This window comes from Arthrobacter sp. Br18, from assembly GCF_000520555.1.
Classification (GTDB): Bacteria; Actinomycetota; Actinomycetes; order Actinomycetales; family Micrococcaceae; genus Arthrobacter_D.
The window spans coordinates 57,275-81,475 of sequence record NZ_KI914849.1 but is presented as its reverse complement, the minus strand read 5'-3'; the positions used below and the strand labels follow the sequence as shown (position 1 = coordinate 81,475).

The following is a 24,201-nucleotide window of genomic DNA, read 5'->3' as shown; positions in this document are numbered from 1 at the left end:
TCGCCTGCCGGCTTGTAGACGGGTTCGGTCAGCCTGCCCTGCATGCCGAGCCAGTACTCGGTGCGCTCCTTCAGCTCGGTGATGGAGTGCTCGGCCCAGAACTCCGACCGGATGACTACCGGGGTTGCCTCCCAGGTCACTGCCTTCGCACCGTTCTCGCAGAACTCGAAAGCCTTCCGCTTGTCCGGATCGGGCCAGGCGCAGCTCGGGCAGTCGAAGCCGTGCTTCTGGTTCATGGCGAGCACGGTCTTCCGCGTGCGGTCGATGCCCATGTGCTCGATCGCCGGCTTCATCGAGTAATAGACGCCCGGCAGTCCTGCCGCCCAATCCTTGGGCTCGTCCTCGACCTGAATGTCTTTCTCGTCAGGTTCCTTGACGGAGGGGTTTTTCTTGGCCATGGCGCACTTCCTTTTCCGGGCCAGCAGCGAAAACCGGTGGCGCACGCTTGAAACAACTTCGCCTCGTAGTTCAGGACTAACAGGGCGGCGCAGGTGTCCGCAAGGTTTATTCGGTGGCGGTGGTTCCTTCGGGGTGTGATTCCGCCGATTCCGCTGCCGATTCCGCTGAACCCCACCCTGATCCAAGCACCTATGGCGGCTTCGCCGCGCGGAAGGCAACCATAGGTGCTTGGATCAGGGGGCGGCCTGTCAATGGGGGCGGGGCGTGCCCAGTAGCATCGGAGGGGTGAAACCGTTTCTCCTGCTGGCAACCCGCGCTGAGGACGCCGCAGCCGACGGCGAATATTCGAGCTTCCTGCGCTTCGGAGGCCTCGAGCCGCATGAGCTCCACCGTGTCCGGGTCGAGGCGGGCCCGCTGCCGGGAATCGACCTGGCCCGGTACTCCGGGATCTTCCTCGGCGGCAGCCCCTTCAACTCCTCGGATCCCGAAACGGAGAAATCGACCAACCAGCGCCGGGTGGAGGGCGAACTCAACGACCTCCTGCATCGCGTGGTGGCCGCCGACTTCCCCTTCTTCGGAGCCTGCTACGGGGTGGGCACCCTCGGCCGGCACCAGGGCGCCGTCATCGACCGCACCTATTCCGAACCCATCGGCGCCATCGAGATCTCCCTGACCCACGACGGCGCCGCCGATCCCCTGCTCGCTGGGCTTCCGCCGCAGTTCGACGCGTTCGTCGGCCACAAGGAGGCCTGCACGACGCTTCCGGCCGGCGCCGTCCTGCTGGCGTCGTCGGGCACGTGCCCGGTCCAGATGTTCCGGGTGAAGCAGAACCTCTACGCCACGCAGTTTCATCCTGAACTCGACGCGGACGCGCTGGTGGGGCGCATCGACATCTACCGCAACGCCGGCTACTTTCCGCCCGAGCAGGCCGACGCCTACATGGAACGGGCGAGGGCCAGCCGTGTCGGGGAGCCCTCCCGGATCCTCCGCAGCTTCGTGGAGCGGTATGCGCGGGATCTCTAGGCCGGCTGTGCGCACCGAGGTCGTCGGGGACCTGCGGAGTTACCCGTTCAGGTCCCGGCCGACCGGGTCCGTGCCGAGGGAGTTCCGGCCCGCGTCTGCTCCTCCAGCAATTCCAGAACGTGGCGGTACTGCTGACCGGTAGCGCGCGTCATTCCGAGTTCGCAGGTCCGATTGCAGGAGGCATGGGCCTCCGCCCCCATCGCGAGGACCTCGACGGACTGCTGCTGCGTGGCGGAGGCGGTGAGCTCGGGATGCAGCATTCCGCGGTCACCCGCAAACGCACAGCAGCCCCAGTTCTCCGGAATCCCCACCTGCTCGGCCACCCTGCCGGCCACGGCCTGGAGTGCGGAATTCAGGCCGAGGCGCGTGGACGAGCACGTCGGGTGCAGCGCCAGTGATTCAAGTTTGGCGGAGCCTCCCAGCACCGGCAGGATCCGCTCGGCCGTGAACTGCACGGCGTCGACCACCCTCAGCGGCCGCCGGCCCGGCGCGCGGGTCTCAGCGCCGATCAACGACAGAAGCCCTTCGGTGCAGGACGAGGCGTCGCACACGATGGCGAGTTCGCCGTCGTCGGTTGCCTCCCGCAGCGCTGCAAGCGTCCGGGCGCGCATCGACTCCAGGCCCGAGGCCAGGCCCTTTGAGGACCAGGGCGTACCGCAGCAGAGCCCGTCGATGTCCTCCGGCACCCGGAGGGTGAGCCCTGCCCTGCTGCAGAGTTTCTCGAAACTGGCCTGTACGCCGATGCCGGCGTCGGCGGGCCCGGCTGCGGGCCCGAACATCGTCTGAACGCACGCCGGGAAATAGACAGCGTCTGCCGGCGGCACTCCCGGTGACGGTACCGGGCGGCTCCTCGACGGGCCTCCTGCAGGAAGGTCCGCCGTGTACAGCGGCACGGTGTCGGCTCCGAGCAGGGCCCGCGCCACCCCGTTAGGGCGGCGCACGACGGCGGGCGGCAGCTTCGCGGTCAGCGTCAGGGCGGCACCCGCCCCCTTCGTCACCGACGACCAATGGCCGGAGGCGGCCTTCCACACTGCGTTCGCCACCGGCCCTGTGCTTTCCTCACGGAGCCGCTTCACGAGGGAGCCGGTGTTGATGTCGACGGGGCAGGCGGTCTGGCACATGCCGTCCACCGCGCAGGTCTGCACGGATTCGTAGTCGTAGTCCTTCTCGAGCTCCGCGAGGAGGTCGGTGTCGCCGTCGAACCGTGCCTGCTCCATGGCCCGCAGGGTGACGATGCGCTGGCGCGGCGTGAGCGTGATGTCCTTGCTGGGGCACACCGGCTCGCAGTAGCCGCAGGACACGCACCGGTCCACCTCCTCCGCGACGGCGGGTGCCGTCTTGATGTGCCGGAGGTGGGCGAGGGGGTCCTCATTCAGGATGACCCCGGGATTGAGCATGCCTGCGGGGTCGAAGAGCAGCTTGAGCTCGCGCATGACCTCGTAGAGTTCGTTCCCGTACTGGCGACGGACAAAGGGTGCCATCACCCGCCCGGTGCCGTGTTCCGCCTTGAGGGAGCCACCTTCCCCGAGCACCAGGTCCACCAGATCCTCGGTGAAGGCGCTGTACCGCCCGAGTTCCGATTCGGATTCGAAGCGGTCCGTGAGCAGGAAGTGGATGTTGCCGTCCTTGGCGTGGCCGAAGATCACGCAGTTGCTGTAGTCGTACCGGTCGAAGAGCCGATCGAGCTCGACGCAGGTGCGCGCGAGGGACGGAACGGGGACGACGACGTCCTCGAGCAGCGCCGTCGTTCCGGGTGGCCGGGCTCCCGCCACCGAGGCGTAGAGGCCTTTCCGCAGGTGCCAGAGCTGCGCCCGTTCGGAGGCGTCGGTGGTGAAGTTCGCGGGGGAACTGAGTCCGAGGCCGGCCAGCACCGCCGTGCCGGCGGCCTGGCGCTCCTCCAGCTCGCCGGCGGAATCGGCTGAGTATTCGACGAGGAGTGCTGCGTGGTCCCGGACCTGCAGGTCGCGCACGACGCCGGGTGTTCCGGGAATCGATTGGCCCACCTTCAGGGACAGCGCGTCCATCAGCTCTGCCGTCGCCGCCTGCGTCCCCACCAGCGCCGGCAGCGCCTCGTTGGCTGCCTGCAGGGTCGGAAAGACGAGCAAGCCCGTTGCCGTATATGGATGCACCGGGACCGTCCGGAAGATCGCCTCGGCAACGAACCCGAGCGTTCCTTCGCTGCCGACCGCCAGATGGGCCAGCATGTCCACCGGCCTGTCGAAGTCCAGCAGCGCATTGAGGCCGTAACCCATGGTGTTCTTTCGTGAGAACAGCCGGGTGATGGTTGCCACCGACGAGGTCTCGGCCCGGACGCGCGCGGCCAGGCGGGCCAGGCCCTCATGCAGGGCGGGTTCGAGAACGCGGAGGCGCTCGTCGGCGTCGTCCGCACCGGTATCGACGACGGTTCCGCTGGGCAGCACCAGTGTGAGCGATTCGAGGGTGCGGTAGGCGTTGTCCACGGTGCCGCAGTGCATGCCCGAGGAGTTATTGGCCACCACTCCACCGATGGTGCAGGCCGCCTCGCTCGCGGGATCGGGCCCGAACTTCCGCCCGTACCGTGTGAGGCGGGCATTGAGCATCCGCACCGTCACCCCGGGCTGCACCCGGACGCGGGCACCGCCGTCGAGCACCTCGATGTCGCGGAAGTGTTTGCGCACATCGACCAGGATGCCGTCGGTTCCGGCCTGTCCGCTGAGGCTGGTTCCACCGGAGCGCAGCGTGAGGGGCACGCCCTGGGTCGCGCTGACCTGCAGCAGCCGGCCCACCTCGGCGGCGGTGCGGGGAGTGGCCACAGCGCGGGGGATCAGCAGGAAGTGCGAGGCATCATGGGCCTGGGCATGGCGGTCGATGGCCCGGACGCTGATCCGCGCTGGATCATCGACGGCGGTGCGCAGCGCATTGAGCATGGGGGTCCTGTCCTGTCCGGTGAGTCCAAGGACACTCAACCATGCGCCCGGCGGAAAAGCAGCCCGCCGGGCGTATTCCCAGGATCGGCGGACCTACAGGATGGGCCGACCACCGGTGACTGCAATGCGGGAGCCCGACATGTAGTTGCCGTCGTCGGAGGCGAGCAGGACGTAGATCGGGGCCAGCTCGGCAGGCTGACCGGCCCTCCCCAGGGGGACGTCGTCGCCGAAGGCTTCCACTTTCTCCTCCGGCATCGTGGCCGGTATCAGCGGGGTCCAGATGGGGCCCGGTGCCACGCTGTTCACCCGAATGCCCTTCTCGCCCAGCATCTGAGCCAGACTTGCCGAGAAATTCGCGATCGCGGCCTTGGTCGCCGCGTAGGGAGCGAGCGTGGGGCTCGGCATATCCGAGTTCACCGAGGAACTGCCGATGATCGACGACCCCGGAGCCATGTGCGGCGCTGCGGCCTTCACCAGGCGGAACATGGCGCCGATGTTCACCCGAAAGGTGTAGTCCCATTCCTCGTCCGAGATCTCATCGAGGGACTGGTGGTTCATCTGGTAGGCGGCATTACTCACCAGGACGTCGACCTTGCCGAACTCCTGCACTGCACGGTCGATAATCGCCCGGCAGTGGTCCGCCTCCGAGAGGTCGCCGGCCATCATGATGGCCCGCCGGCCGGCTTCCTCGACGTACCGCGCGGTTTCCTTCGCATCCTCGTCCTCGCTGAGGTACGAGATGAGGACATCGGCGCCCTCGCGGGCGAAGGCGATGGCCACGGCGCGTCCGATGCCGCTGTCACCGCCGGTGATGACGGCCGCCTTGCCCTCGAGTTTCCCCATGCCCCACAACCTCCTTGGGTAGTACGGTGATCGGTCTCCGGCCGACGTCCGGGTGATGCCTCGACGGCATCCACTGCCGTCCGGCGGCTGGAACGGTCGCACTGTCCCTGATCGTTCCCGCTCCCGCCGCCGGATACTCCAACGCTAGTTCTGCAGTACCCGTCAGAAAAGGCTGTGACCACCGTTGACAGCAGCGGAATTCCCCCGGACAGCATCTCCCGTGCCGGCGGTCGTGCACGCCTCTTGACCAGCAGTTCGGACGGTTCTATTCTTGAGTAATCAACCCATCGGTTGATCAAGTTAAGGGTTGATTATTGTGGTACCGAAGTGGACGGACGAACAACTGAATGCCGCTTTCGCTGCGCTCGCCGATCCTGTCCGGAGAGCGCTGATCGCCAGGCTGTCCCGCAGCCCCGCGACGGTGAATGAGCTCGCTGAGCCCTTTCCCATCACCAAGCAGGCCGTGTCGAAACACCTCCAGGTTCTGGAGCAGGCACGCCTGATCACGCGCACACGAGACGGCCAGCGCCGTCCGTGCCACCTCGACCCCGCGGCACTTGAGGCAGTGACCGGCTGGATCGACAGGCAGCGCCTGGTCGCCGAGCAGCAGTTTCGGCGCCTCGACACCGTTCTCGAAAATCTCAAGGAGAAGGAACCATGAGCAACCCCACCACCATCACGGCCCTCCCGGGGCAACCGTATATCGACATCATCCGCGAGCACGACGCACCGCGGGAGCTGGTCTTCCGCGCCTATACCGACCCGGAACTCGTGGTCCAGTGGCTCGGGCCACGGCGACTGGTCATGGAACTGGGGGAGTACGACGCGCGCGACGGCGGTTCGTGGTCCTACGTCCATCGCGACGACGACGGGACGGGCTACGCCTTCCGCGGCGTGTTCCATTCGGTGCAGGAGCCGGAATCGATCACCCAGACCTTCGAGTTCGCCGGCGCACCGGGGCAGGTCAGCATAGAGACCGTGACCTTCGAGGACCTGGGCAACGGTCGCACGCGTTGTTCAGGACACTCCGTCTACCCTTCGGTGGGGGCGCGCGACGGCATGGTTCAGAGCGGAATGGAAGGGGGCGTGAACGAGGGCAATGAGCGGCTCGACGAGCTCCTTGCCAGGCTGGCTTCCTGACGTAGAAGGCCGTTCAGTCAGTAACTCTCGCCACTGGGACCGGCAGGACCGGCAGAAGTGGAAGCTGTGGGACCGGCAGGGCCGGCAGGACCGGCGGACGGGATGTACCTGTCCGCCAGTTCCTCGGAGCCGCGAGCCAGCAGGGCAACATCCGCCCCTACGAGCACGAAGGAGACACCGGCGGTCAGGTAGTGCCGCGCCGTCGTCTCGCTGAAGGCGTTGACGCCGGCTGGCTTGCCCGCGGCGGACGCTGCGGCGATGCAGTGCTCGACGGCGGCGCGCACGTCGGGGTGTTCCTGCTGGCCCAGCAGGCCCAGGGAGGCAGCGAGATCGGAGGGGCCGACGAAAATCGCGTCCACCCCCTCGACGGCCAGGATGTCCTCCACGGCTTCAACAGCCATCGTCGACTCGATCTGCACGGTCACGCTCACCGTTTCGGCGGCCCGGGCCAGATAGTCGGGGATCCGGTTCCATCGTGCGGCCCGGGCCAGAGCCGAGCCGACTCCGCGCACGCCTTCGGGCGGATACCGGGTGGCAGCGACGGCGGCTTCCGCATCGGCCACCGAATTGACCATGGGCACCAGCAGGTTCTGCACACCCAGGTCGAGGTACTGCTTGATGACCACTGTGTCATTGACCGGCGGCCGCACCAGGACCTGGACGGGGTAGCCATGCACGGCCTGCAGCTGGGAGAGGATGGACTCGAGCCCGTTGGGGCTGTGCTCGGCGTCGATCAGGAGCCAGTCCAGACCGGATCCCGCGCAGAGTTCGGCGACCAGGGGACTGCCGGAGCATACCCACATCCCTGCAAGCGGCCGATCGGCCGCAGCGAGGGCGGAACGGAAGGTGGCCTCCGGTTCTACTCGAAGCGGCATGTGATGGCTCCCAGTGGTCCGTAGTCGGCGTGGATGGTATCGCCCCTGGAGACCCAGAGCGGGCGGGTGAAGGATCCGGCGAGGATGATGTCGCCTGCCTTCATGCCATCGCCGTGGGCAGCGATCTTGTTCGCGAGCCAGTACACACCGGCGGCCGGATGGTCGAGGACCCCGGCGGCCACCCCGGTCTCCTCCACGGTCTGGTTCCTGTAGAGGATGGCCGAGACCCAGCGCAGGTCGACGGCGTCCGGGCGGACAGGATTGCCGCCGACCACCATGGCGCCCATGGCGGCGTTGTCCGCGATGGTGTCCACGATGGTCCTGCCCTCCATCTCGATGCGGGAATCGAGGATCTCGAGCGCGGGAACCACGTAGTCCGTGGCGTTGAGGACGTCGAAGAGCGTGCAGCCGGGGCCGGCGAGGTCCTGCTTCAGCACGAAGGCCAGTTCCACCTCCACCCGTGGATGGGTATACCGGTCCCAGGCCACCGAACATCCGGTCTCCAGCACCATGTCGTCGAAGATAGCGCCGTAGTCCGGTTCGGTGATGCCGGTGGCCTGTTGCATCGCTCTGGAAGTGAGGCCGATTTTCCGCCCGACGAGCTCTCGTCCCGCGTCCTCGTGGCGCTGCCGCCACAGCCGCTGGACGGCGTAGGAATCCTCCACCGTCATTCCCGGGTAGCGGGCGGTGAGCAGCGGTACCGGAGTACGGGTGCGGGCGGCCTCCAGCAGTTCATCGGCGATAGCCTCAATTGTCGCGGGGTCAAGCATTCAAGTACTCCTCAAGTGTTCGGGCAACTCAGGGGACCTCTGTTGCCGGTCCCGCAGCTGCGGGGGGCGGGACCGGCAACGCGAAGAGCGGTTCAGAGCTGGGCGCCGAGCTTGAAGCCTGCCGCCTCAGCGCCTTCCTTACGGGTGTAGGAGAAGCCGTCGGCACCCACCGTGACGGCCATTTCGCTGCTGTCCGTGCGTTCGAAGACGGGCTGCGGATGTCCGTCCAGATCCAGGACGAGCGAGGCTTCGGTGTACCAGGAGGGTACGACGGCGTTGCCCCACCAGTCGCGGCGCTGGTTGTCGTGGACGTCCCAGGTGACGGTGGGATTGTCCGGGTCACCCGTGTAGTAGTCCTGGGTGTAGATCTCGATACGGTGTCCGTCGGGATCCAGGATGTAGAGATAGAACGCGTTGGAAACACCGTGGCGGCCGGGCCCGCGTTCGATCCGGTCCGAGATACGCAGGGCCCCCATCTTGTCGCAGATCTGGATGATGTTGTGCTTCTCGTGGGTGGCGAACGCGACGTGGTGCATGCGCGGTCCGTTGCCGCCGGTCAGCGCAGTATCGTGCACCGTCTGCTTGCGGTGCATCCAGACTGCATAGGTGATGCCGTCGGAATCCTGGATGTCCTCGGAAACGCGGAAGCCGAGATCCTCGAGGTACGCCCGGCCGCGCGGGACGTCCGGGGTCACCTGGTTGAAATGGTCGAGACGGACCAGTTCGCCCGCGGAGTAGAGGTCGTAACGCTGGGTGAGGCGCTCCACGTGTTCCGCCTCGTAGAAGAACTCGTACGGAAAGCCCAGCGGGTCCTCGACCCGGACGGAGTCACCGATGCCTTGGGTGAACCCTTCCCGACGGCGTTCGGTGCGGCACCCGAGCTCCTGGTAGTAGGCTTCGGCGGCGTCGACGTCGGCCGGCGTCCTCACCCGGTAGGCGAACGCGGCCACCGCGGCAATAGGTCCCTTGCGGAGGACCAGATTGTGGTGGATGAACTCCTCGAAGGAGCGCAGGTAGAGGGTGTGCTCATCCTCCTCGGTAACGTGCAGACCCAGGAGGTCGACGTAGAACGCGCGGGAGGCGGCGAGGTCCGTGACCACGATCTCCATGTAGGCGCAGCGCACGATGTCCGGGGCCGGGACGGTGGGGGTGGGAACGAGGTCGGTCATGGGAGTCTCTCTTCTGTGAGCAGGTGAGCCAGGAGAATAAGCCGCTCAGCCCTCGTTGGCGGCAGAGGCTTCGACGCTGCCGAATCGAGGCATGTGAACGGCGCCGAGGCTGATGTGCACGGCCTGCTGGTCGGTGTAGAAATCGATGGACCGGTAGCCGCCCTCGTGGCCCAGGCCCGAGGCTTTCACGCCGCCGAAGGGGGTGCGGAGGTCCCGGACGTTGTGGCTGTTGAGCCACACCATGCCGGCCTCGACGTTCTGCGAGAAGGTGTGCGCCCGGGTCAGGTTCTGCGTCCAGACGTAGGCGGCGAGGCCGTACCGGGTGTTGTTCGCCAGCGCCAGGGCCTCGTCGTCGTCCTCGAACGGCGTGATGGTCACGACGGGGCCGAAGATCTCTTCCTGGAAGATCCGGGCGCCGGGGGCGACGTCGGCGAACACGGTGGGGGCGATGTAGTTGCCTTCGGGGAGGTGCTCGGGCCGGCCGCCGCCGGCCAGCAGGCGGCCTTCGGACTTGCCGATCTCGACGTAGGAGGCCACCTTGGCGTAGTGCTCCGGGTGGACCAGCGCGCCGACCTCGGTCCGAGGGTCGTGCGGGTCACCGACAATGATGTTTCTGGCGCGGGCGGTGTACTTCCCGCAGAACTCCTCGTAGATCGCCCGTTCCACGAGGATGCGTGAACCGGCGGTGCAGCGCTCGCCGTTGAGGGAGAAGACGCCGAAAAGTGAGGAATCGATGGCGGCGTCCAGGTCGGCGTCGGCGAACACCACGCACGGTGACTTGCCGCCGAGTTCCATGGACAGGCCCTTGAGGTTCGCGGCGGCGTTCCGGAAGATCGTCTGTCCGGTGGTGGTCTCGCCAGTGAAGGAGATCAGCGGTACGTCGGGGTGCTTCACGAGGGCGTCGCCGGCTTCTTCCCCGAGGCCGTTGACCAGGTTGAAGACGCCATCGGGGAGGCCGGCGTCCCGAAAGATCTGTGCCCACAGTGACGCGGAGAGGGGAGTGAATTCGGCGGGTTTGAGGACGACGGTGTTGCCGGTGGCCAGAGCCGGGGCGAGCTTCCAGGACTCGAGCATGAACGGGGTGTTCCACGGCGTGATGAGACCCGCGACGCCGATCGGTTTGCGGTTGACGTAATTGATCTGTGAACCGGGTACCTTCATGGCGTCGTCGAACTGGGCCACGATCAGGTCCGCGAAGAACCGGAAGTTCTCCGCGGCACGGAGCGCCTGTCCCCTGGCCTGCGTGATGGGCAGGCCGGTGTCGAATGTCTCCAGTTCGGCAAGGCGTTCCTCCTGGGCTTCGACCGCGTCGGCGATCCGGTTGAGGATGCGGGCGCGTTCGCGGGGCTTCATTCTCGGCCATGGGCCGTGGACGAACGCCTCGCGGGCGGCGGCCACGGCCAGGTCGATGTCCTCCTTCTGGCCGGCGGCGGCGGTGGCGTAGTTCGTGTTGGAGACCGGGTCCAGGACATCGAACGTCCGGCCTCCCACTGAATCCACGAATTTCCCGTTGATGTAGTGCTGGATATGCGTGGGCAGATCCTGCGGAACGTAGTGGGTGGGAATTTCTGCTGCAGGTGACGTCATTGTTCTCTTCCTATACTGCTCGGAGTCCGGTGAGTGGATGAGGCCTGGGCGAGGTACGCATCCAGCGTCGCGCTGCGATGGGATCGGGCGGCATGTTCGATCTCGTCGGCTCCGGCGCCGGTTTCCAGCAGCCGGAGCAGCGCTTCGTGTTCGGCCACTGACTCGTGGGCGCGGCCGGGGACGAACCGGAAGGTGGAGGAGCGGAGCGCGGCGAGGCGGTTCCAGCCCCGGTGCACCAGAACCAGGATGTGCGGATTGGGACAGTGCTCGAACAGCACACTGTGGAAGTCCTGGTTCAGCCGGGCGAACCGGACCGGGTCGAAGCGCTCCAGGCAGGCGCGCATCTCCTCGTTCACGGCACGGGCCCTGGCAATGTCCGAGTTCCCGATCAGCGGTGCCGACAGCGCCGTGGCGGCGCCCTCGACGATGCTCAGGGTCTGCATGGTGTAGAGGTACTCCGTGGGATCGATCCCCGAGACGGTGGCACCGACGTTCCGCTCGAAATTCACCAGTCCTTCGGCTTCGAGCCGCCGGATCGCCTCGCGGACGGGCACCACGCTGACACCCAGGTCCTTGGCGATGCTGCCCAGTACCAGCCGGTAACCGGGGGAATAGGCACCCTCCACGATCCTGGCCTTGACCGCCGCGTACGCCTGCTCGGATTTACTGCCGGCGGTCAGCACTGTCTCAGTCATGGGTCCGCCCTGCCTCCCGCTCCTCATACTTGCTGCGCCAGGCTGCGTTCAAGGGGTAGAGCCCGTCCACGCTGTGACCCTGTTCCACCATCTCCGCGATGAAGGTTTCCTCACGCTCCTGCGCGATGGCGTCGTCGGCGAGCTCGTCGGCCATCGCCGGCGGGATCACCAGGATGCCGTCGGAGTCGGCCACGATGATATCGCCGGGCTGCACGGTGGTGCCGCCGCACGCGATGGTGATGTCCGTGTCCCACGGGATGTGGCGGCGGCCCAGGACGGCGGGGTGCGGGTTCGAATAGTAGGTGGGCATGTCCAGGGCGGACACGGCGGAAAAGTCACGGACGCCGCCGTCGGTGATGATCGCCGCTGCACCGCGAACCTGGGCGCGCAGCGCCAGGATGTCGCCGATGGTGCCGGTGCCCTTCTCGCCACGGGCCTCCATCACCAGGATCTCGCCCTCGCGAACCGAATCGATGGCCCGCTTCTGGGCGTTGAAGCCGCCGCCGTGGGTTTTGAAGAGGTCCTCGCGGTTGGGTACGAAGCGCAGCGTCCGCGCCAGGCCCACCACGCGCCTTTCCGGCCGGGTGGCCGTGAGACCGTCGATACTGACGTTGTTCAGGCCGCGCTTGCGCAACTGGGAGGACAGCGTTGCCGTGCAGACGCTTTCAAGCTTCGCCTTCAGCTCCGCGGTCAGGCCATGCCCGACGGCGGCGCCCGCCTCCGCGCCGAGCCCGGCGGCCTCGCGGGAACCGTAGGCCTCTTCCCGCTGCAGGTCATCGGTTCTGGGGCGGGCACCGAAGTCGGCGAACGGCGTCGTGCCTTCCTCCACCGGGGTGACCAGTCGGCCGGTGGTGAATTCGACGACGCCCGCTTCGTGGCCCCTGGTGCTTCCCGTGGCACTGACTTCGACCTCGAGGACGTCGCCTGGCCTGGCCACGGAGGCGCCGGCCGGGGTGCCGGTGAGGATGATATCTCCTTCCTCGAGGGTGAGGAGCTGCGAGAGGTCGGCCACCAGGCGGGCGAAGGGGAAGAGCAGGTCCTTCGTGGTGTCGTCCTGAACCAGTTCGCCGTTGTGCCAGGTGCGGATCCGGAGCTCGGCGGGATCCACGGCGTCAGCTGCGATCAGTCCCGGACCCACCGGGGTGAAGCCGTCGCCGCCCTTGGACCGGAGATTGGAGCCCTTGTCCGCGTAGCGGAGGTCGTAGACGCCGAGGTCGTTGCTGGCGGTGACCCATTCGACGTGGCTCCAGGCGTCCTCGACGCCGACCCGGCGAGCGGGCTTGCCGATGATCAGGGCAACCTCGCCCTCGTAACCCAGCAGTTCGCATCCGGCCGGCCGCTCCACAGTGGAGTCACTCAGCGCAAGGGAGGAGGAAGGCTTCAGGAAGTAGGAGGGCTGCGCCGGGGTGCGTCCACGCTGGGCGGCACGGCTGGGGTAGTTGATGTGCACGGCAATCACCTTGCGGGCTGCTGCCAAAGTACCGCCATCGACCTGGATCAAGACTAGCTCCTTATCAAGTACAAAATCATATACGATCACCACGCTGTCGGGCGAGGCCCCTGTGCTCCTCGGGCTTCCCGGTTACATCCGGTTGCCGACGAAGTCCGTGCCCGCGGAGCGCGCGTCAGGCGGCGCAGCATGTGGGATTGCTGCGCCCCGGTGCGCCGGCAGGAGGGGTGCGAAGAACGCCGCGAGTTCCGCCGTCGCGTTCAGCGGCAGCACATTGGCCACGTACTGGTCCGGTCGCACCACGACGACGACGCCGCCCCGGTCGAGCCCGCGCAGCTCGAAGATATCCGCGGCCGGGTCCGTGGCGTAGACGTTCTCGAGGTAGGTGAGGTGGAACGGGCCCACCTGCGGCTTGAACGCAGCCGGTACCGCCCCGATGTCGATGCTCGTGTGCTCCTGCTGGTAGATCACCTTGACGTCGAACCATGCGTCGCGGTCGGCACCCGACGGCGTCGCGGCCAGGGGCGAGTCCGGCGAGTTCGCGATCCACGCGGCGAAGTCCCCCACGAGCGACTGGGCACCGTGCTGTCCCTTGTCGGGCAGAGTCGCGTCGGGCAGTGTCGCGTGGGGCAGTGTCGCGTCGGGCAGTGTCGCGGCGGCGAAGACGTAGATCCGCCACCGGCCGTCCGCCGTGGCCTGGTGGCCGAGCTGCAGCGGGTTAGTGTCGCAGACCCGCACGACGGGCGCCGATTTGAATCTCTTGCCGATGGCGAACCCCGTCGCGAGGTCCTGGTGGTCCGGTTCGCTCACGAGCATCGAGGGGGCGTACTGGGTTCGAAAGCCTGCAGGGAACTCGGCGGTGCTGACGTAGAAGTCCTCCAGCTCGGAGGGGTTCTCGAATTCCTCGGGCTTCTTCGCCATGAGCGCTGACCACTCCTTGTCGAAGCTGATGAGGTCCTTCGCTATGACCTGGCGCTCGGCAGAATACGTGGAGAGGAGGCTCTCGGGGCTGCGTCCGTCGAGCACGTGCCCAAGTTTCCATCCCAGGTTGAAGCCGTCCTGCATGGAGACGTTCATGCCCTGGCCCGCCTTGGCGCTGTGCGTGTGGCAGGCGTCGCCGGTGATGAACACGCGCGGCGTGCGGATGCCGAGTTCCTCCGGCAGGAGGTCGTCGAACCGGTCGGTGAGGCGGTGGCCCACCTCGTACACGCTGTGCCAGGCGACGTTGCGCACCTCGAGCGTGTAGGGGTGGAGGATGGCGTTGGCCTTGGCAATGATCTGCTCGATGGTCGTCCCGCGCACGGCCCCTTTATTGTTCGGATCGACTTCTCCGAGGTCGACGTACATGCGGAAAAGATGGCCGCCCTCACGCGGGATCAGCAGGATACTGCCACCCGTACCGGACTGGATCGCGCACTTCGTGCGGATGTCGGGGAAATCGGTGACGGCGAGGACGTCCATGACGCCCCAGGCGTGATTTGCCGAGTCGCCGGCGAGCGTGCAGCCGATCGCGTCCCGCACCCTGCTGCGGGCGCCGTCCGCGCCGACGACGTACTTGGCACGCACAACGCGCTCCCGGCCTTCGTCCGGGCCGGCAGTGGAGAGGAGCGTCACGGTGACGGGGTACTCTCCCTCGTCGGCGATGTCGAGGCTGCGGAACTCCAGGCCGTAGTCGGGGGACATACGCGAGGGCGAGTTCGCCATGAACTCGGCGAAGTAGTCCAGCACGCGGGCCTGGTTGACGATGAGGTGCGGGAACTCGCTGATGCCCGTCGCGTCGTCCACGGTGCGGGCGGTCCGGACGATGCGCGAAGGGTCTTTCGGGTCCGGCTTCCAGAACGCCATCTCGGTGATCCGGTACGCCTCGGCGATGATCCGCTCGGCGAAACCGAAGGCCTGGAACGTCTCCACACTCCGGGCCTGGATGCCGTCGGCCTGGCCGATGGCGAGCCTCCCACCCCGACGCTCCACGATCCGCGTGGTGATGCCGGGGAACTGGGACAGTTGCGCGGCTGCCAGCATGCCGGCGGGCCCGGTGCCGACTATCAGTACGTCGACCTCATCGGGAAGCACCGAGGGCCGGGCGACACCGACGCCGGCTGCCGCCTGAACTCGCGGGTCACCGGATACGTAACCGTGGTGGTGGAACTGCACGGGCTTTCCTCACTTCGTTGTGTGAACTATTTTGCTTACCTGCGCTTGGTTGTACACATCTTCGTTCAGACGCTGGCCAATTCCCTTGCAGCTGCCCTTGCCTTTGCGCTTGCCGCAACGATTTCGGACATGTACGGGGCCATGACGGTCGAGCTGACGCGGCAGTCTGCAAGGAAAACGCCGTCGGCTGCGGAGTTGAGCCACGCACGGAGGATGTCCAGGTCGCCCATGGTCCGGATGGTCGCGCCGTGTGCCCCGAGGGAGCGGGCCATACCTGCGAAGTCGACGTCGGGAATGGTCATGGGCTGCTGGGTGACGCCCTGAGCGCCGTACTGGTGGATCTCGGCACCATACGCGGCGTCGTTGAACACCACGATGACGCCCCGGCGGACTGTGCGTACGACGGACTCGAGATCGGCCAGCGCCATGAGGAGCCCTCCGTCGCCGGTGACCAGCACTGTCGTGGCGGTCGGCGCTGCCACTGCGGCTCCCACCGCGCTGGCAAGACCGAGACCGATGGTCTGGTAGGCGGTACCGACCATGTGCAGTGCGTGCGGGCCGGCTACCTCCCAGTACATGGGGGCCCAGCCGATGAAGTGTCCGCCGTCCTGGACGACGATCCGGTCACGGGGCAGGATGTCATTCAGGGCTGTCGCTACGGAGCGCGGGTCCAGCCGCCCGTCGGGCGCCGCCTCGTTGCCCAGGGGGCGTGGGGGGAGCGCTGCTACTCGCCGGACGGAGGTGGCACGCCAACTAACAGCGGGAGGATGGTCCGGAAGCAGCCGGGACAGCGTCCTCGTTGTTGCCAGGGCGTCGCCGTGCAGGAAGCTGTCGACGCGCGGGTGGGTGGCGGATTCGGCGGTGTCGATCTGGATGACGTGGGCGGAGTCGTTGATGAGCTCCCCGAACCGCATCGTGAACTGGGTCAGCCGGGCCCCGACCACCAGGACGACGTCGGCCTCTGCCATGATGTGCGCGGCCTCCTCCATACCGAATCCACCGGCGATTCCGAGGTCCGCTCCCCGGGAGGGGAGGAGGTTGCGGGCCAGGACGGTACCGGTGGTGAGTGCGCCCAGCTTGTCCGCCAGGCGTTGCAGTTCTTCTCCGGCGCCCGCGAGGTGGGCTCCGCGTCCGGCCAGGAGGAGGGGCCGTTTCGCCGCCGTCAGCAGTGCGGCGGTGTGTGTCAGGACCTCGGTGGCGGGCAGTGCAGGCGCCGCGGGAGCGGGTAGGGGAAGGACCGGTTCCTCCGGTGCAGGGGAAGTGGCGACGTCGTAGGGGATGGCGAGGACGACGGCGGTTCGGTGCTCCAGCGCGTGCCTGATGGCCCGGCGGGTGATGGCGGCAGGGCTCTCGGTGGTCACGGTGAAGGTGAGGGCGCCGACTGCGGCGGCGATGGCGGTCTGGTCGACGTCCCAGGTCCGCCTTCCTGCAGCCGGCGCGTCACCGGTGACCAGGACAACGGGAACTTGCGCCTGGACCGCTTCCGCCAGCCCCGTGACGACGTTGGTGAACCCGGGGCCGTAGGTGGTGCTGGCCGCCGCGAGTCTTCCGGACACGCGATAGTAGGCGTCAGCGGCCGGAACGGAGCCGCCCTCGTGACGGACGGCAGTGAATGTGATGCCGGTGGCCTCTGCTGCGTCGAGGAAGTAGGCATTGCCGTTGCCCATCACGCCGAAAATGACGGAGGTGTGGTCGGCGAGAACTCGGGCGACGCATGAGGAAACAGTGAAGGGGGCCACGGGAAACTCCTGGACATACAGATGGTTTGGTTGCCATATGTGTCTACGGAGTGCGTCCGATATTGCCCTTTTTGAGGGCACTGGTGAAATTCACCTGACGCCATGAGGGTACGACACCTGCGGGCATTTGCAAAAACCCCGCGTTCACTTCTCGGCCGGTAGTGGTAGGGGCCGCTCCCGGGCCGAACGCTCCGCGCATAGTCGCCGTTCACCGCAAAAAACGACCGGCTCTCCGGAGCTTCTTCAGAACCGTTGACCGCTCCGGCTGGACCATCCTAGGCTTCGTCCACTGAACAAAAGGTTTATTTCACGATACGGAATATGGTCAGAGAGGACCAGATTTTGGATAATCTTGCTGTACTCAGCCTCCTAGCGTTGGCCCCGATCCTCGTCGTCGGCGTCCTGCTCGCGGGGTTTCGATGGCCCGCCAAGTACGCGATGCCCGTGGGTTACGTGCTCGCAGTACTCGTCGCGTTGCTCGTCTGGCAAATGGACTTCACGGGAATCATCGCAGCCTCCCTCGAAGGCCTGATCACCGCCGCGACATTGCTCTACATCGTGTTCGGAGCCCTGTTGCTCCTTTCCACCCTGACGATCGGTGGCGCGATGGCGACCATCCGCGCCGGGTTCGACAACATTTCCTCGGACCGGCGAGTGCAGGCGATCATCATCGGCTGGCTTTTCGGCTCCTTCATCGAGGGGGCATCAGGGTTCGGTACGCCGGCCGCTGTCGTCGCGCCACTGCTGTTGGCGATGGGTTTCCCTGCCATGGCGGCCGTGATGGTGGGCCTGATCATCCAGAGCACGCCGGTGAGTTTCGGCGCCGTCGGCACCCCGATCATCGTCGGCGTCGGAGGCGGGCTCGGGGGAGATCCCGCCGTCGCGGAACGGATCTCCGTCCTTGGACTGACCATGCCCGAGTTCGTCGCCTCCATCGGTTTCCAGGTCGCGGCGATCCACGCGATCGTGGGCCTGCTCATTCCGCTGATCCTGGTGTGCATGCTGACAGGATTCTTCGGTCCGGAGCGTCGGTTCCGCGACGGCCTCGCGATCTGGCCATTCGCCCTGTACTCCTCAGTGGCCATGACCATCCCCTATGTCCTCGTGGCACGCTTCCTCGGACCGGAGTTCCCGTCGCTCTTCGGTGGACTGATCGGCCTCGTGGTGGTGATGTACACCTCGAGCAGGGGTTTCCTCATGCCGAAGGACACCTTCGATTTCGGCCCGCGATCCTCGTGGTCCGACCGCTGGATGGGCACTATAGAGCCAGCCAAGGCGGCCGACGTCTCCACCCACATGAGCATCGTCCGTGCGTGGTCACCCTACGTCCTGATGGCGGTCCTGCTCGTGGCCACGCGGGTGATCCCGTCGCTGAAGACCTTCCTCACCGGCATCGCCATTCCCTTCGAGAACATCCTGGGATCCGGCATCACCACCTCGGTGCAGCCCTTCTACTCTCCCGCCTTCCTGCTGATCCTCGCCTCGGTCTTCGCTTACCTGCTCCACCGGATGAACGGTGCGCAGATCGTCCAGACAGTGAAGATTTCTGGTCGACAGTTGGCGGGCACCGCCGTCGCACTGCTCTTCGCCGTACCGCTGGTGCGTGTGCTGATCCAGTCCGGCCCCGAACTCAACGCTTCAGGACTTTCAAGCATGCCGGTGACGCTTGCCGAGGGGGCCGCGGCGCTGACCGGCGGTTCCTGGCCCGCGATCGCCCCCTGGATCGGAGCGCTCGGGGCTTTTGTTGCGGGCTCCAATACCGTCTCCAACCTCACCTTCGCCCAGTTCCAGTTCTCGACCGGCAATGCCATCGGTGTACCCCCCGAGCAGGTGGTAGCCGCACAGGCCGTCGGCGGTGCCGGCGGAAACCCCGTGGCGATCCACAACATCGTCGCCGCGGCTGCCACTGTCGGTCTGCTGGGCAGGGAGGGGGACCTCCTGCGGAAGACCGTCCTCGTCACCATTTATTACTCATTCACTGCCGGAGCGGTTGCCTTCGTCTTCATCCACGGCATCGGCCTGAACCTCGGCACCATCATGCTGGTGGTCCTGGTTGCGGTGCTGGCGCTCCTTGCACGATGGATGATGCGCCAGAAGCCGGCTGTACCGGAGCGGGAGGTGGAAAAGGACTCCGTCTGACTTCCACGCAATAAAGGGCGGCATCCGGCGTTGCGCCGGATGCCGCTTTTATTCGTGGGCCCGCTATCCGGTCAGATGGCCTTGCCCGGGTTCAGGATTCCAGCGGGGTCGAGTGCGTCCTTGATGATCCGGTGGACGTCCATCGACACCTCGCCCAACTCGGGGAGAAGCCAGTCCCGCTTGAGAAGCCCGACGCCGTGTTCCCCGGTGAGGGTTCCACCGAGGCGTTTCGCGAGATGGAACATCTCACCCAGGGCAGCCTTCGCAGGCCCCTCAGTGACTGAGTCCGCCTCATCCAGGACGATCATCGGGTGCAGGTTGCCGTCCGATGCGTGGGCCACTGTGAAAATACGCACGCCGGTCCTCGCTGAGATGTCGTCAAGGCCCAGTGCCACTTCAGCCAGCCGTCCCCGGGGCACCCCGATGTCGCCGATGGACACCCGGCCCAACTTCTCAAGGGAAGGGATCGCCTCGCGACGGGCCATGACCAGACGCTCTGCCTCGTCAGCGTCTGCGGCTTTTTCGTAGGAGGAGGCAAAGGGCCGAATGGCTTCGATGAGGACGTCCTGCTCGAGGTAGGCTCCGTAACCGTCGGTCTGGGCAAGCAGGAACGCTCCACCACGGCTCCGATAGTCGGTGCCGAGTGCCATGTCCACGGCCTCGAGGGTCTGCCCGTCGATCAGTTCCAGCAGGGACGGCTGGATCCGCGCGGCGATGACTGCCGACGCTGCGGCAGCGGCCGTGGCGAAGTCCGGAAAGAATGCCGCAACCGTGGCAGTAGCGACCGGGAGCGGACGGAGGCGCAGTGTCGCTTCAACCACCACTCCAAGCGTTCCCTCGGAACCTGTCATCAGGGCATTGAGATCGTAGCCGGTAACCCCTTTGAGCGTTTCGCGCCCTGTCCTCAGCTCCCTGCCGTCCGCAAGGACCACCTGCAGGGCCAGGACGGCCTCCCGTGTCACGCCGTACTTCGCGCACCGCATTCCTCCGGCGTTGGTTGCGATGTTGCCGCCGATCGAGCAAATCTTGGTGCTCGCCGGGTCGGGAGCGTAGAAAAGACCATGCTCCGCTGCGGCGGCGTTCAATTCACCGTTGAGCACGCCCGGTTGGACAACGGCGAGCTGTTCCACAGGGTCGATCCGGAGGATGCTGTTCATCCGGGAAAGATCAAGGACCACTTCTCCCGATCGTGCCGAGGATCCGGCAGCAAGACCAGTTCCTGCTCCGCGGGTCACGATCGGCGTGCGGTTGGCTGCGGCAAGACGCATGGTCGTGACGACGTCTTCTGTCGATTCTGCAAAGACGACACCGTCGGGTAGGGAAGCAGAGACGTAGCCTGACCGGTCAGTACTCGCCGCCAGCCGGTCGGCTTCCGATACTGAAGCATTGCGCGAGCCCTCGAGAACCGTGGCAGCCGAGTGAATTTGGACGGTCATCTCACAAAACTCCTTTGTCATGCGGAAATATTCAGCGGTAAGCCTTGGCGCTATTCTTCTCTCGCACTGCGAAAAAATACTTCTGCTGATTGGATAAACACTACTTTTTACGGGATCTGCGGTCAACGGTTCCGGGTGCCCATATGCGGCGAAGTGCAGGTCTGCGTGGACGAGTGGTTTCCGAAGAGTGAAGGAGGCCGGCACATCCGGGACACCCGACCTGTTGACAGGTCGGGTGTGACAGGGGTTACACTTTCTCACGAAATAGAATTTCCGCACTGCAGAAACATCGAATCAAGTCGATCCGTCGATGGTCAAGGGTGTTCAGCGCTGCAGTGGAAGACGACGAAAGCTGACACCCGCCATGCATCTTGCCGAGTTCAATTCCGCCCCCTTTGCGGCAGCTACGGCTGACCTCAGACCGTGCGTCGACGTGCCCCGATGGGTCGAGGAGATCGCAGCGGCACGGCCGTTCGCCTCGACTGCGGACCTGCTGTCCTTCGCGGCCACCGCAGCGCCCGGCTGGACGGAGGCGGAGCTGGACGGGGCGCTGCAACACCACCCCCGCATCGGCGAACGAGCCGCTGGTACATCGCCGGAAGCGGACCTGTCCCGACGGGAGCAATCTGGCGTCGATACTTCAACCGACACTGCGGAGCAGTTGCTCGCCGGCAACCGGGAATACGAGGACAAGTTCGGCAGGGTTTTCCTGATCCGGGCTGCGGGTCGCAGCGCCGAGGAGATCCTTACCAGTCTTCGGCTCCGGCTGAACAACACCGCCGACCAGGAGCTGCACGTCGTTGCCGAGCAGCTGAGGGAAATAGCCATGCTCCGCCTGGAAGGACTGATCCAGTCATGACCCCCAGCCATGTCACCACCCACGTCCTCGATACAGGAACCGGACGCCCTGCCCAGGGCATCACGGCACGGCTGTCCCTGAAATCCGCGAGGGGTTGGGAGGCGATCGCCGACGGAACCACCGACGGTGACGGTCGTATCCGAAACCTTGGTCCAGACCGCCTGGAGTCCGGAACCTACCGCATCGACTTCGGAACCGGAGACTACTTTCACAGCATCGGAACTGAGACCTTCTTCCCCGAGGTGACGCTGACCTTCGTCGTCTCAAGCCCTAGCGAGCATTACCACGTACCGCTCCTCCTGAGCCCGTTCGCCTATTCAACCTATCGAGGAAGCTGATCATGACTGCACTCACCACAGAAGAAGCCGCCGGACACCCGAACGGAAGCGCGGTAGGGCGCATCGTCCTTGGCCGGAACCAGTATGGAAAGGCCGAAGTCCGCCTCGTGAAGATCACGAGGAATACCGACCGCCACGCCATCGAGGACCTCAACATCACCTCCCAGCTGCACGGCGATTTCGAGTCCGCCCACACCGAGGGCGATAACTCGAAAGTCGTTGCAACTGACACCCAGAAGAACACGGTGTATGCACTTGCCAAGGACGGGGTCGGATCGCCCGAGGCCTTCCTGCTGCGGCTCGGCGCGCACTTCACGGAGAGCTTCGACTGGGTCACCGGCGGCCGGTGGGCAGCGGAGCAGTACGGCTGGGATCGGATCAATGACCACGACCATGCGTTCTCCCGCAACAAGTCCGAAACCAGGACCGCTGTGCTCCTGGTCGAAGGAGCCCGGCAGCACCTCGTGGCGGGCATCCAGGACCTCACGGTCCTGAAATCCACCGGATCCGAATTCCACGGCTTCCCCCGGGACCGGTACACCACGCTCGGCGAAACGACGGACCGGATCCTCGCCACCGACGTCACCGCCAGGTGGAGGTATAGCACCACCAATACCATCGACGTCGATTTCAACGCGGTCTACGCAAGCGTCCGCGGGATCCTCCTGGACGCCTTCGCCACGACGCACTCACTGGCCCTGCAACAGACCATGTTCCAGATGGGCAAGAAGGTCCTCGAGGCGCACCCTGAAATCGAGGAAGTGAGAATGTCGCTGCCGAACAAGCACCACTTCCTGGTGGACCTGGCACCCTTCGCGCTGGACAACCCCAACGAGGTCTTCTTCGCCGCGGACCGCCCCTACGGCCTCATCGAAGCAACAGTGGAACGCGAAGGCGCAACCGACGAATCAGCTGTCTGGGCCAACACCCCCGGATTCTGCTGAGCTTTCCAACCATCGGAACCTCTCCGGGATCCGGCCGGTACCGGATGCCGGGCCGAACATGCCGGAACAGACATGCAGGAACAGACAAGCAGACAAGGAAGTCAGCTATGAAAGCACTGAAGGCCAAGAACAAGAAGGCAGTTCCCCAGCGACCCGAGGATGAACGGCTGCCGCTGGGACGGTCCTTCACCTACGGACTGCAGCATGTCCTCACTATGTACGGGGGAATCATCGCGGTTCCGTTGATCATCGGATCGGCAGCCGGCCTGGGGCAGGACGAAATCGCCCTGCTCATCGCCTCCTGCCTCTTCATCGGCGGGGCGGCAACGATCCTCCAGAGTTACGGCGTCCCCTTCTTCGGCTCGCAGTTGCCGCTGGTCCAGGGAGTGTCCTTCGCCGGGGTGGCGACCATGATCGCGATCCTCGAGGGAGGCGGCGGTATTCAATCGGTGTTCGGCGCAGTACTCGTGGCGTCGGTGATCGGCCTCATCATCGCGCCGTTCTTCGCACGGATCATCCACTTCTTCCCGCCGGTGGTCACCGGCATCGTCATCACCACTATCGGGCTGACGCTGCTGCCGGTTGCGGCGAACTGGGCCATGGGAGGTAACCCCGGCGCAGAGAACTATGGGTCGCTCTCGAACATCGGTCTTGCCGCTGTCACCTTGGCCCTGGTCCTCCTGCTGAGCAAGCTCGGCAGCTCGGCCATCTCACGTCTCTCGATCCTGCTGGCAATCGTTGGTGGAGCGGTCATCGCTGCGGTCCTGGGCATCGCGGATTTCTCGGGTGTGCTGGAGGGGGACATCATCGCCTTCCCCCAGCCGCTTGCCTTCGGATGGCCGACCTTCCAGGCCGCGGCCATCATCTCGATGGTCATCGTGGTCCTCGTGACCATGACGGAGACCACGGCGGACATCCTGGCTGTGGGGGAAATCGCCAGGACGAAGGTCGATTCCCGCCGGATTGCCGACGGGCTCCGGGCCGATATGCTCTCCAGCGCTATCGCGCCCCTCTTCAACTCCTTCACGCAGACCGCCTTCGCCCAGAACGTGGGGCTGGTGGCGATCACCGGAGTCCGGAGCCGTTTCGTGGTCACCGCGGGAGGCGTCATCATGCTGGTCCTCGGCCTGCTGCCGTTGCTGGCCCGCATTGTGGCAGCCGTCCCGACGCCGGTGCTCGGCGGTGCCGGCGTCGTGCTCTTCGGCACTGTTGCAGCAAGCGGAATCCGGACGCTCGCCAAAGTCGATTATCGGGACAATATGAATCTCATCATTGTTGCTGTCTCGCTTGGATTCGGCATGATCCCCGTGGTCTCGCCGACCTTCTATGATGAGTTCCCCACCTGGTTCGGGATCATCTTCCACTCGGGAATCAGCTCGGCGGCCATCATGGCCGTCCTGCTGAACCTGCTGTTCAACCACCTGAAGGCGGGAAATTCGAGCCAGCAGTCGGTGTTCGCGGCGAGCCCGCCGCGCATGGTGCGGGCGGAGGAACTGCAGGCCTTCCGCGACGGCGACCACTACGACGGCGGCAAGCTCATGGATGCCCACGGCACTGAGATCCCCGTCGTCAATGCCGCACAGTATGTCCTCGTCCAGGAAAAGATCCAAAAGGGCGAGATCAGCGATACTGACGAGATACGCAGGATCTGCGCCTCGAGCGAGTTGCCGGGCGGCCCGGGCCACGGAGGAAGGAACGCGTAGGTAAGTCCGCAGCGGCGGGCGGGGCCGGTTGG

19 protein-coding genes and 1 pseudogene are annotated in these 24,201 nt (G+C 65.8%); 8 read left to right on the top strand and 12 right to left on the bottom strand.

The annotated features are described in order from the left end of the window. A pseudogene (locus Y704_RS0104805) lies at positions 1-398 on the bottom strand (hypothetical protein); the annotation flags it as partial. A 286-nt stretch (positions 399-684) separates the two neighbouring features. Between Y704_RS0104805 and Y704_RS0104800 the strand changes: the two are divergent. After that, a complete protein-coding gene (locus tag Y704_RS0104800; RefSeq protein ID WP_026549268.1) occupies positions 685-1,422 on the top strand; it encodes a glutamine amidotransferase in 738 nt (245 codons plus the stop codon). Positions 1,423-1,469: 47 nt separating this feature from the next. Here the strand turns inward: Y704_RS0104800 and Y704_RS19040 are convergent, their stop codons facing one another. Then, entirely contained in the window at positions 1,470-4,328 is a 2,859-nt protein-coding gene (locus tag Y704_RS19040; RefSeq protein ID WP_051476702.1) for an FAD-binding and (Fe-S)-binding domain-containing protein, read from the bottom strand. A gap of 93 nt (positions 4,329-4,421) precedes the next feature. After that, entirely contained in the window at positions 4,422-5,171 is a 750-nt protein-coding gene (locus tag Y704_RS19035) for an SDR family oxidoreductase (RefSeq protein WP_081747403.1), read from the bottom strand. Between the two features lie 313 nt (positions 5,172-5,484). On the opposite strand from Y704_RS19035, the gene Y704_RS0104785 reads away from it, so the two are divergent. Together Y704_RS0104785 and Y704_RS0104780 are read left to right on the top strand one after the other, a co-directional pair. Further along, entirely contained in the window at positions 5,485-5,832 is a 348-nt protein-coding gene (locus Y704_RS0104785; RefSeq protein ID WP_081747405.1) for an ArsR/SmtB family transcription factor, read from the top strand. Continuing rightward, positions 5,829-6,311, top strand: coding sequence for an SRPBCC family protein (locus Y704_RS0104780; RefSeq protein ID WP_026549266.1), 483 nt, complete (start codon positions 5,829-5,831; stop codon positions 6,309-6,311). Before Y704_RS0104785 ends, Y704_RS0104780 begins: the two co-directional genes overlap by 4 nt. 17 nt (positions 6,312-6,328) lie before the next feature. On the opposite strand, the gene Y704_RS19030 is transcribed toward Y704_RS0104780, so the two are convergent. From Y704_RS19030 to Y704_RS0104740, 8 genes are all read right to left on the bottom strand, one after another. After that, entirely contained in the window at positions 6,329-7,186 is an 858-nt protein-coding gene (locus tag Y704_RS19030) for an HpcH/HpaI aldolase family protein (protein WP_164467740.1), read from the bottom strand. After that, a complete protein-coding gene (gene hpaH / locus Y704_RS0104770) occupies positions 7,171-7,956 on the bottom strand; it encodes a 2-oxo-hept-4-ene-1,7-dioate hydratase (protein ID WP_026549265.1) in 786 nt (261 codons plus the stop codon). Before hpaH ends, Y704_RS19030 begins: the two co-directional genes overlap by 16 nt. A 92-nt stretch (positions 7,957-8,048) precedes the next feature. After that, on the bottom strand, positions 8,049-9,125 hold the full coding sequence (gene hpaD, locus Y704_RS0104765) for a 3,4-dihydroxyphenylacetate 2,3-dioxygenase (protein WP_026549264.1): 1,077 nt from the start codon (positions 9,123-9,125) through the stop codon (positions 8,049-8,051). A gap of 45 nt (positions 9,126-9,170) precedes the next feature. Then, the gene (gene hpaE, locus Y704_RS0104760) at positions 9,171-10,712 is read right to left on the bottom strand and encodes a 5-carboxymethyl-2-hydroxymuconate semialdehyde dehydrogenase (RefSeq protein WP_026549263.1); all 1,542 of its coding nucleotides are present in this window, start codon (positions 10,710-10,712) and stop codon (positions 9,171-9,173) included. After that, on the bottom strand, positions 10,709-11,407 hold the full coding sequence (locus Y704_RS0104755) for a GntR family transcriptional regulator (protein WP_026549262.1): 699 nt from the start codon (positions 11,405-11,407) through the stop codon (positions 10,709-10,711). The genes hpaE and Y704_RS0104755 overlap by 4 nt, the downstream gene beginning before the upstream one ends. Then, complete coding sequence (locus tag Y704_RS0104750; RefSeq protein WP_026549261.1) at positions 11,400-12,908, bottom strand: fumarylacetoacetate hydrolase family protein; 1,509 nt, start codon at positions 12,906-12,908, stop codon at positions 11,400-11,402. Before Y704_RS0104750 ends, Y704_RS0104755 begins: the two co-directional genes overlap by 8 nt. A gap of 81 nt (positions 12,909-12,989) precedes the next feature. Further along, positions 12,990-15,011, bottom strand: a complete 2,022-nt coding sequence (locus tag Y704_RS19025) for an FAD-binding monooxygenase (RefSeq protein ID WP_051476701.1) — start codon at positions 15,009-15,011, stop codon at positions 12,990-12,992. Positions 15,012-15,076: 65 nt separating this feature from the next. Then, entirely contained in the window at positions 15,077-16,750 is a 1,674-nt protein-coding gene (locus tag Y704_RS0104740; protein WP_026549260.1) for a thiamine pyrophosphate-binding protein, read from the bottom strand. A 342-nt stretch (positions 16,751-17,092) separates the two neighbouring features. Here Y704_RS0104740 and Y704_RS0104735 point away from each other — a divergent pair, with 342 nt between their 5' ends. Then, a complete protein-coding gene (locus tag Y704_RS0104735) occupies positions 17,093-18,889 on the top strand; it encodes an L-lactate permease (RefSeq protein WP_026549259.1) in 1,797 nt (598 codons plus the stop codon). A 71-nt stretch (positions 18,890-18,960) separates the two neighbouring features. Here Y704_RS0104735 and Y704_RS0104730 read toward each other — a convergent pair whose 3' ends face one another. Further along, entirely contained in the window at positions 18,961-20,325 is a 1,365-nt protein-coding gene (locus tag Y704_RS0104730) for an FAD-binding oxidoreductase (protein ID WP_035771638.1), read from the bottom strand. Positions 20,326-20,689: 364 nt separating this feature from the next. On the opposite strand from Y704_RS0104730, the gene uraD reads away from it, so the two are divergent. The 4 genes from uraD (at position 20,690) to Y704_RS19020 (ending at position 24,169) form a co-directional block, all read left to right on the top strand. Beyond that, entirely contained in the window at positions 20,690-21,184 is a 495-nt protein-coding gene (uraD, locus tag Y704_RS0104725; RefSeq protein WP_026549257.1) for a 2-oxo-4-hydroxy-4-carboxy-5-ureidoimidazoline decarboxylase, read from the top strand. Further along, on the top strand, positions 21,181-21,522 hold the full coding sequence (gene uraH, locus Y704_RS0104720) for a hydroxyisourate hydrolase (RefSeq protein WP_026549256.1): 342 nt from the start codon (positions 21,181-21,183) through the stop codon (positions 21,520-21,522). Before uraD ends, uraH begins: the two co-directional genes overlap by 4 nt. 2 nt (positions 21,523-21,524) lie before the next feature. Next, positions 21,525-22,466 (top strand): factor-independent urate hydroxylase, encoded by a 942-nt coding sequence (pucL, locus tag Y704_RS0104715; protein WP_051476699.1) that lies wholly within the window; start codon positions 21,525-21,527, stop codon positions 22,464-22,466. Positions 22,467-22,573: 107 nt separating this feature from the next. Further along, the gene (locus Y704_RS19020) at positions 22,574-24,169 is read left to right on the top strand and encodes a nucleobase:cation symporter-2 family protein (RefSeq protein WP_081747402.1); all 1,596 of its coding nucleotides are present in this window, start codon (positions 22,574-22,576) and stop codon (positions 24,167-24,169) included. Positions 24,170-24,201 lie beyond the last annotated feature (32 nt).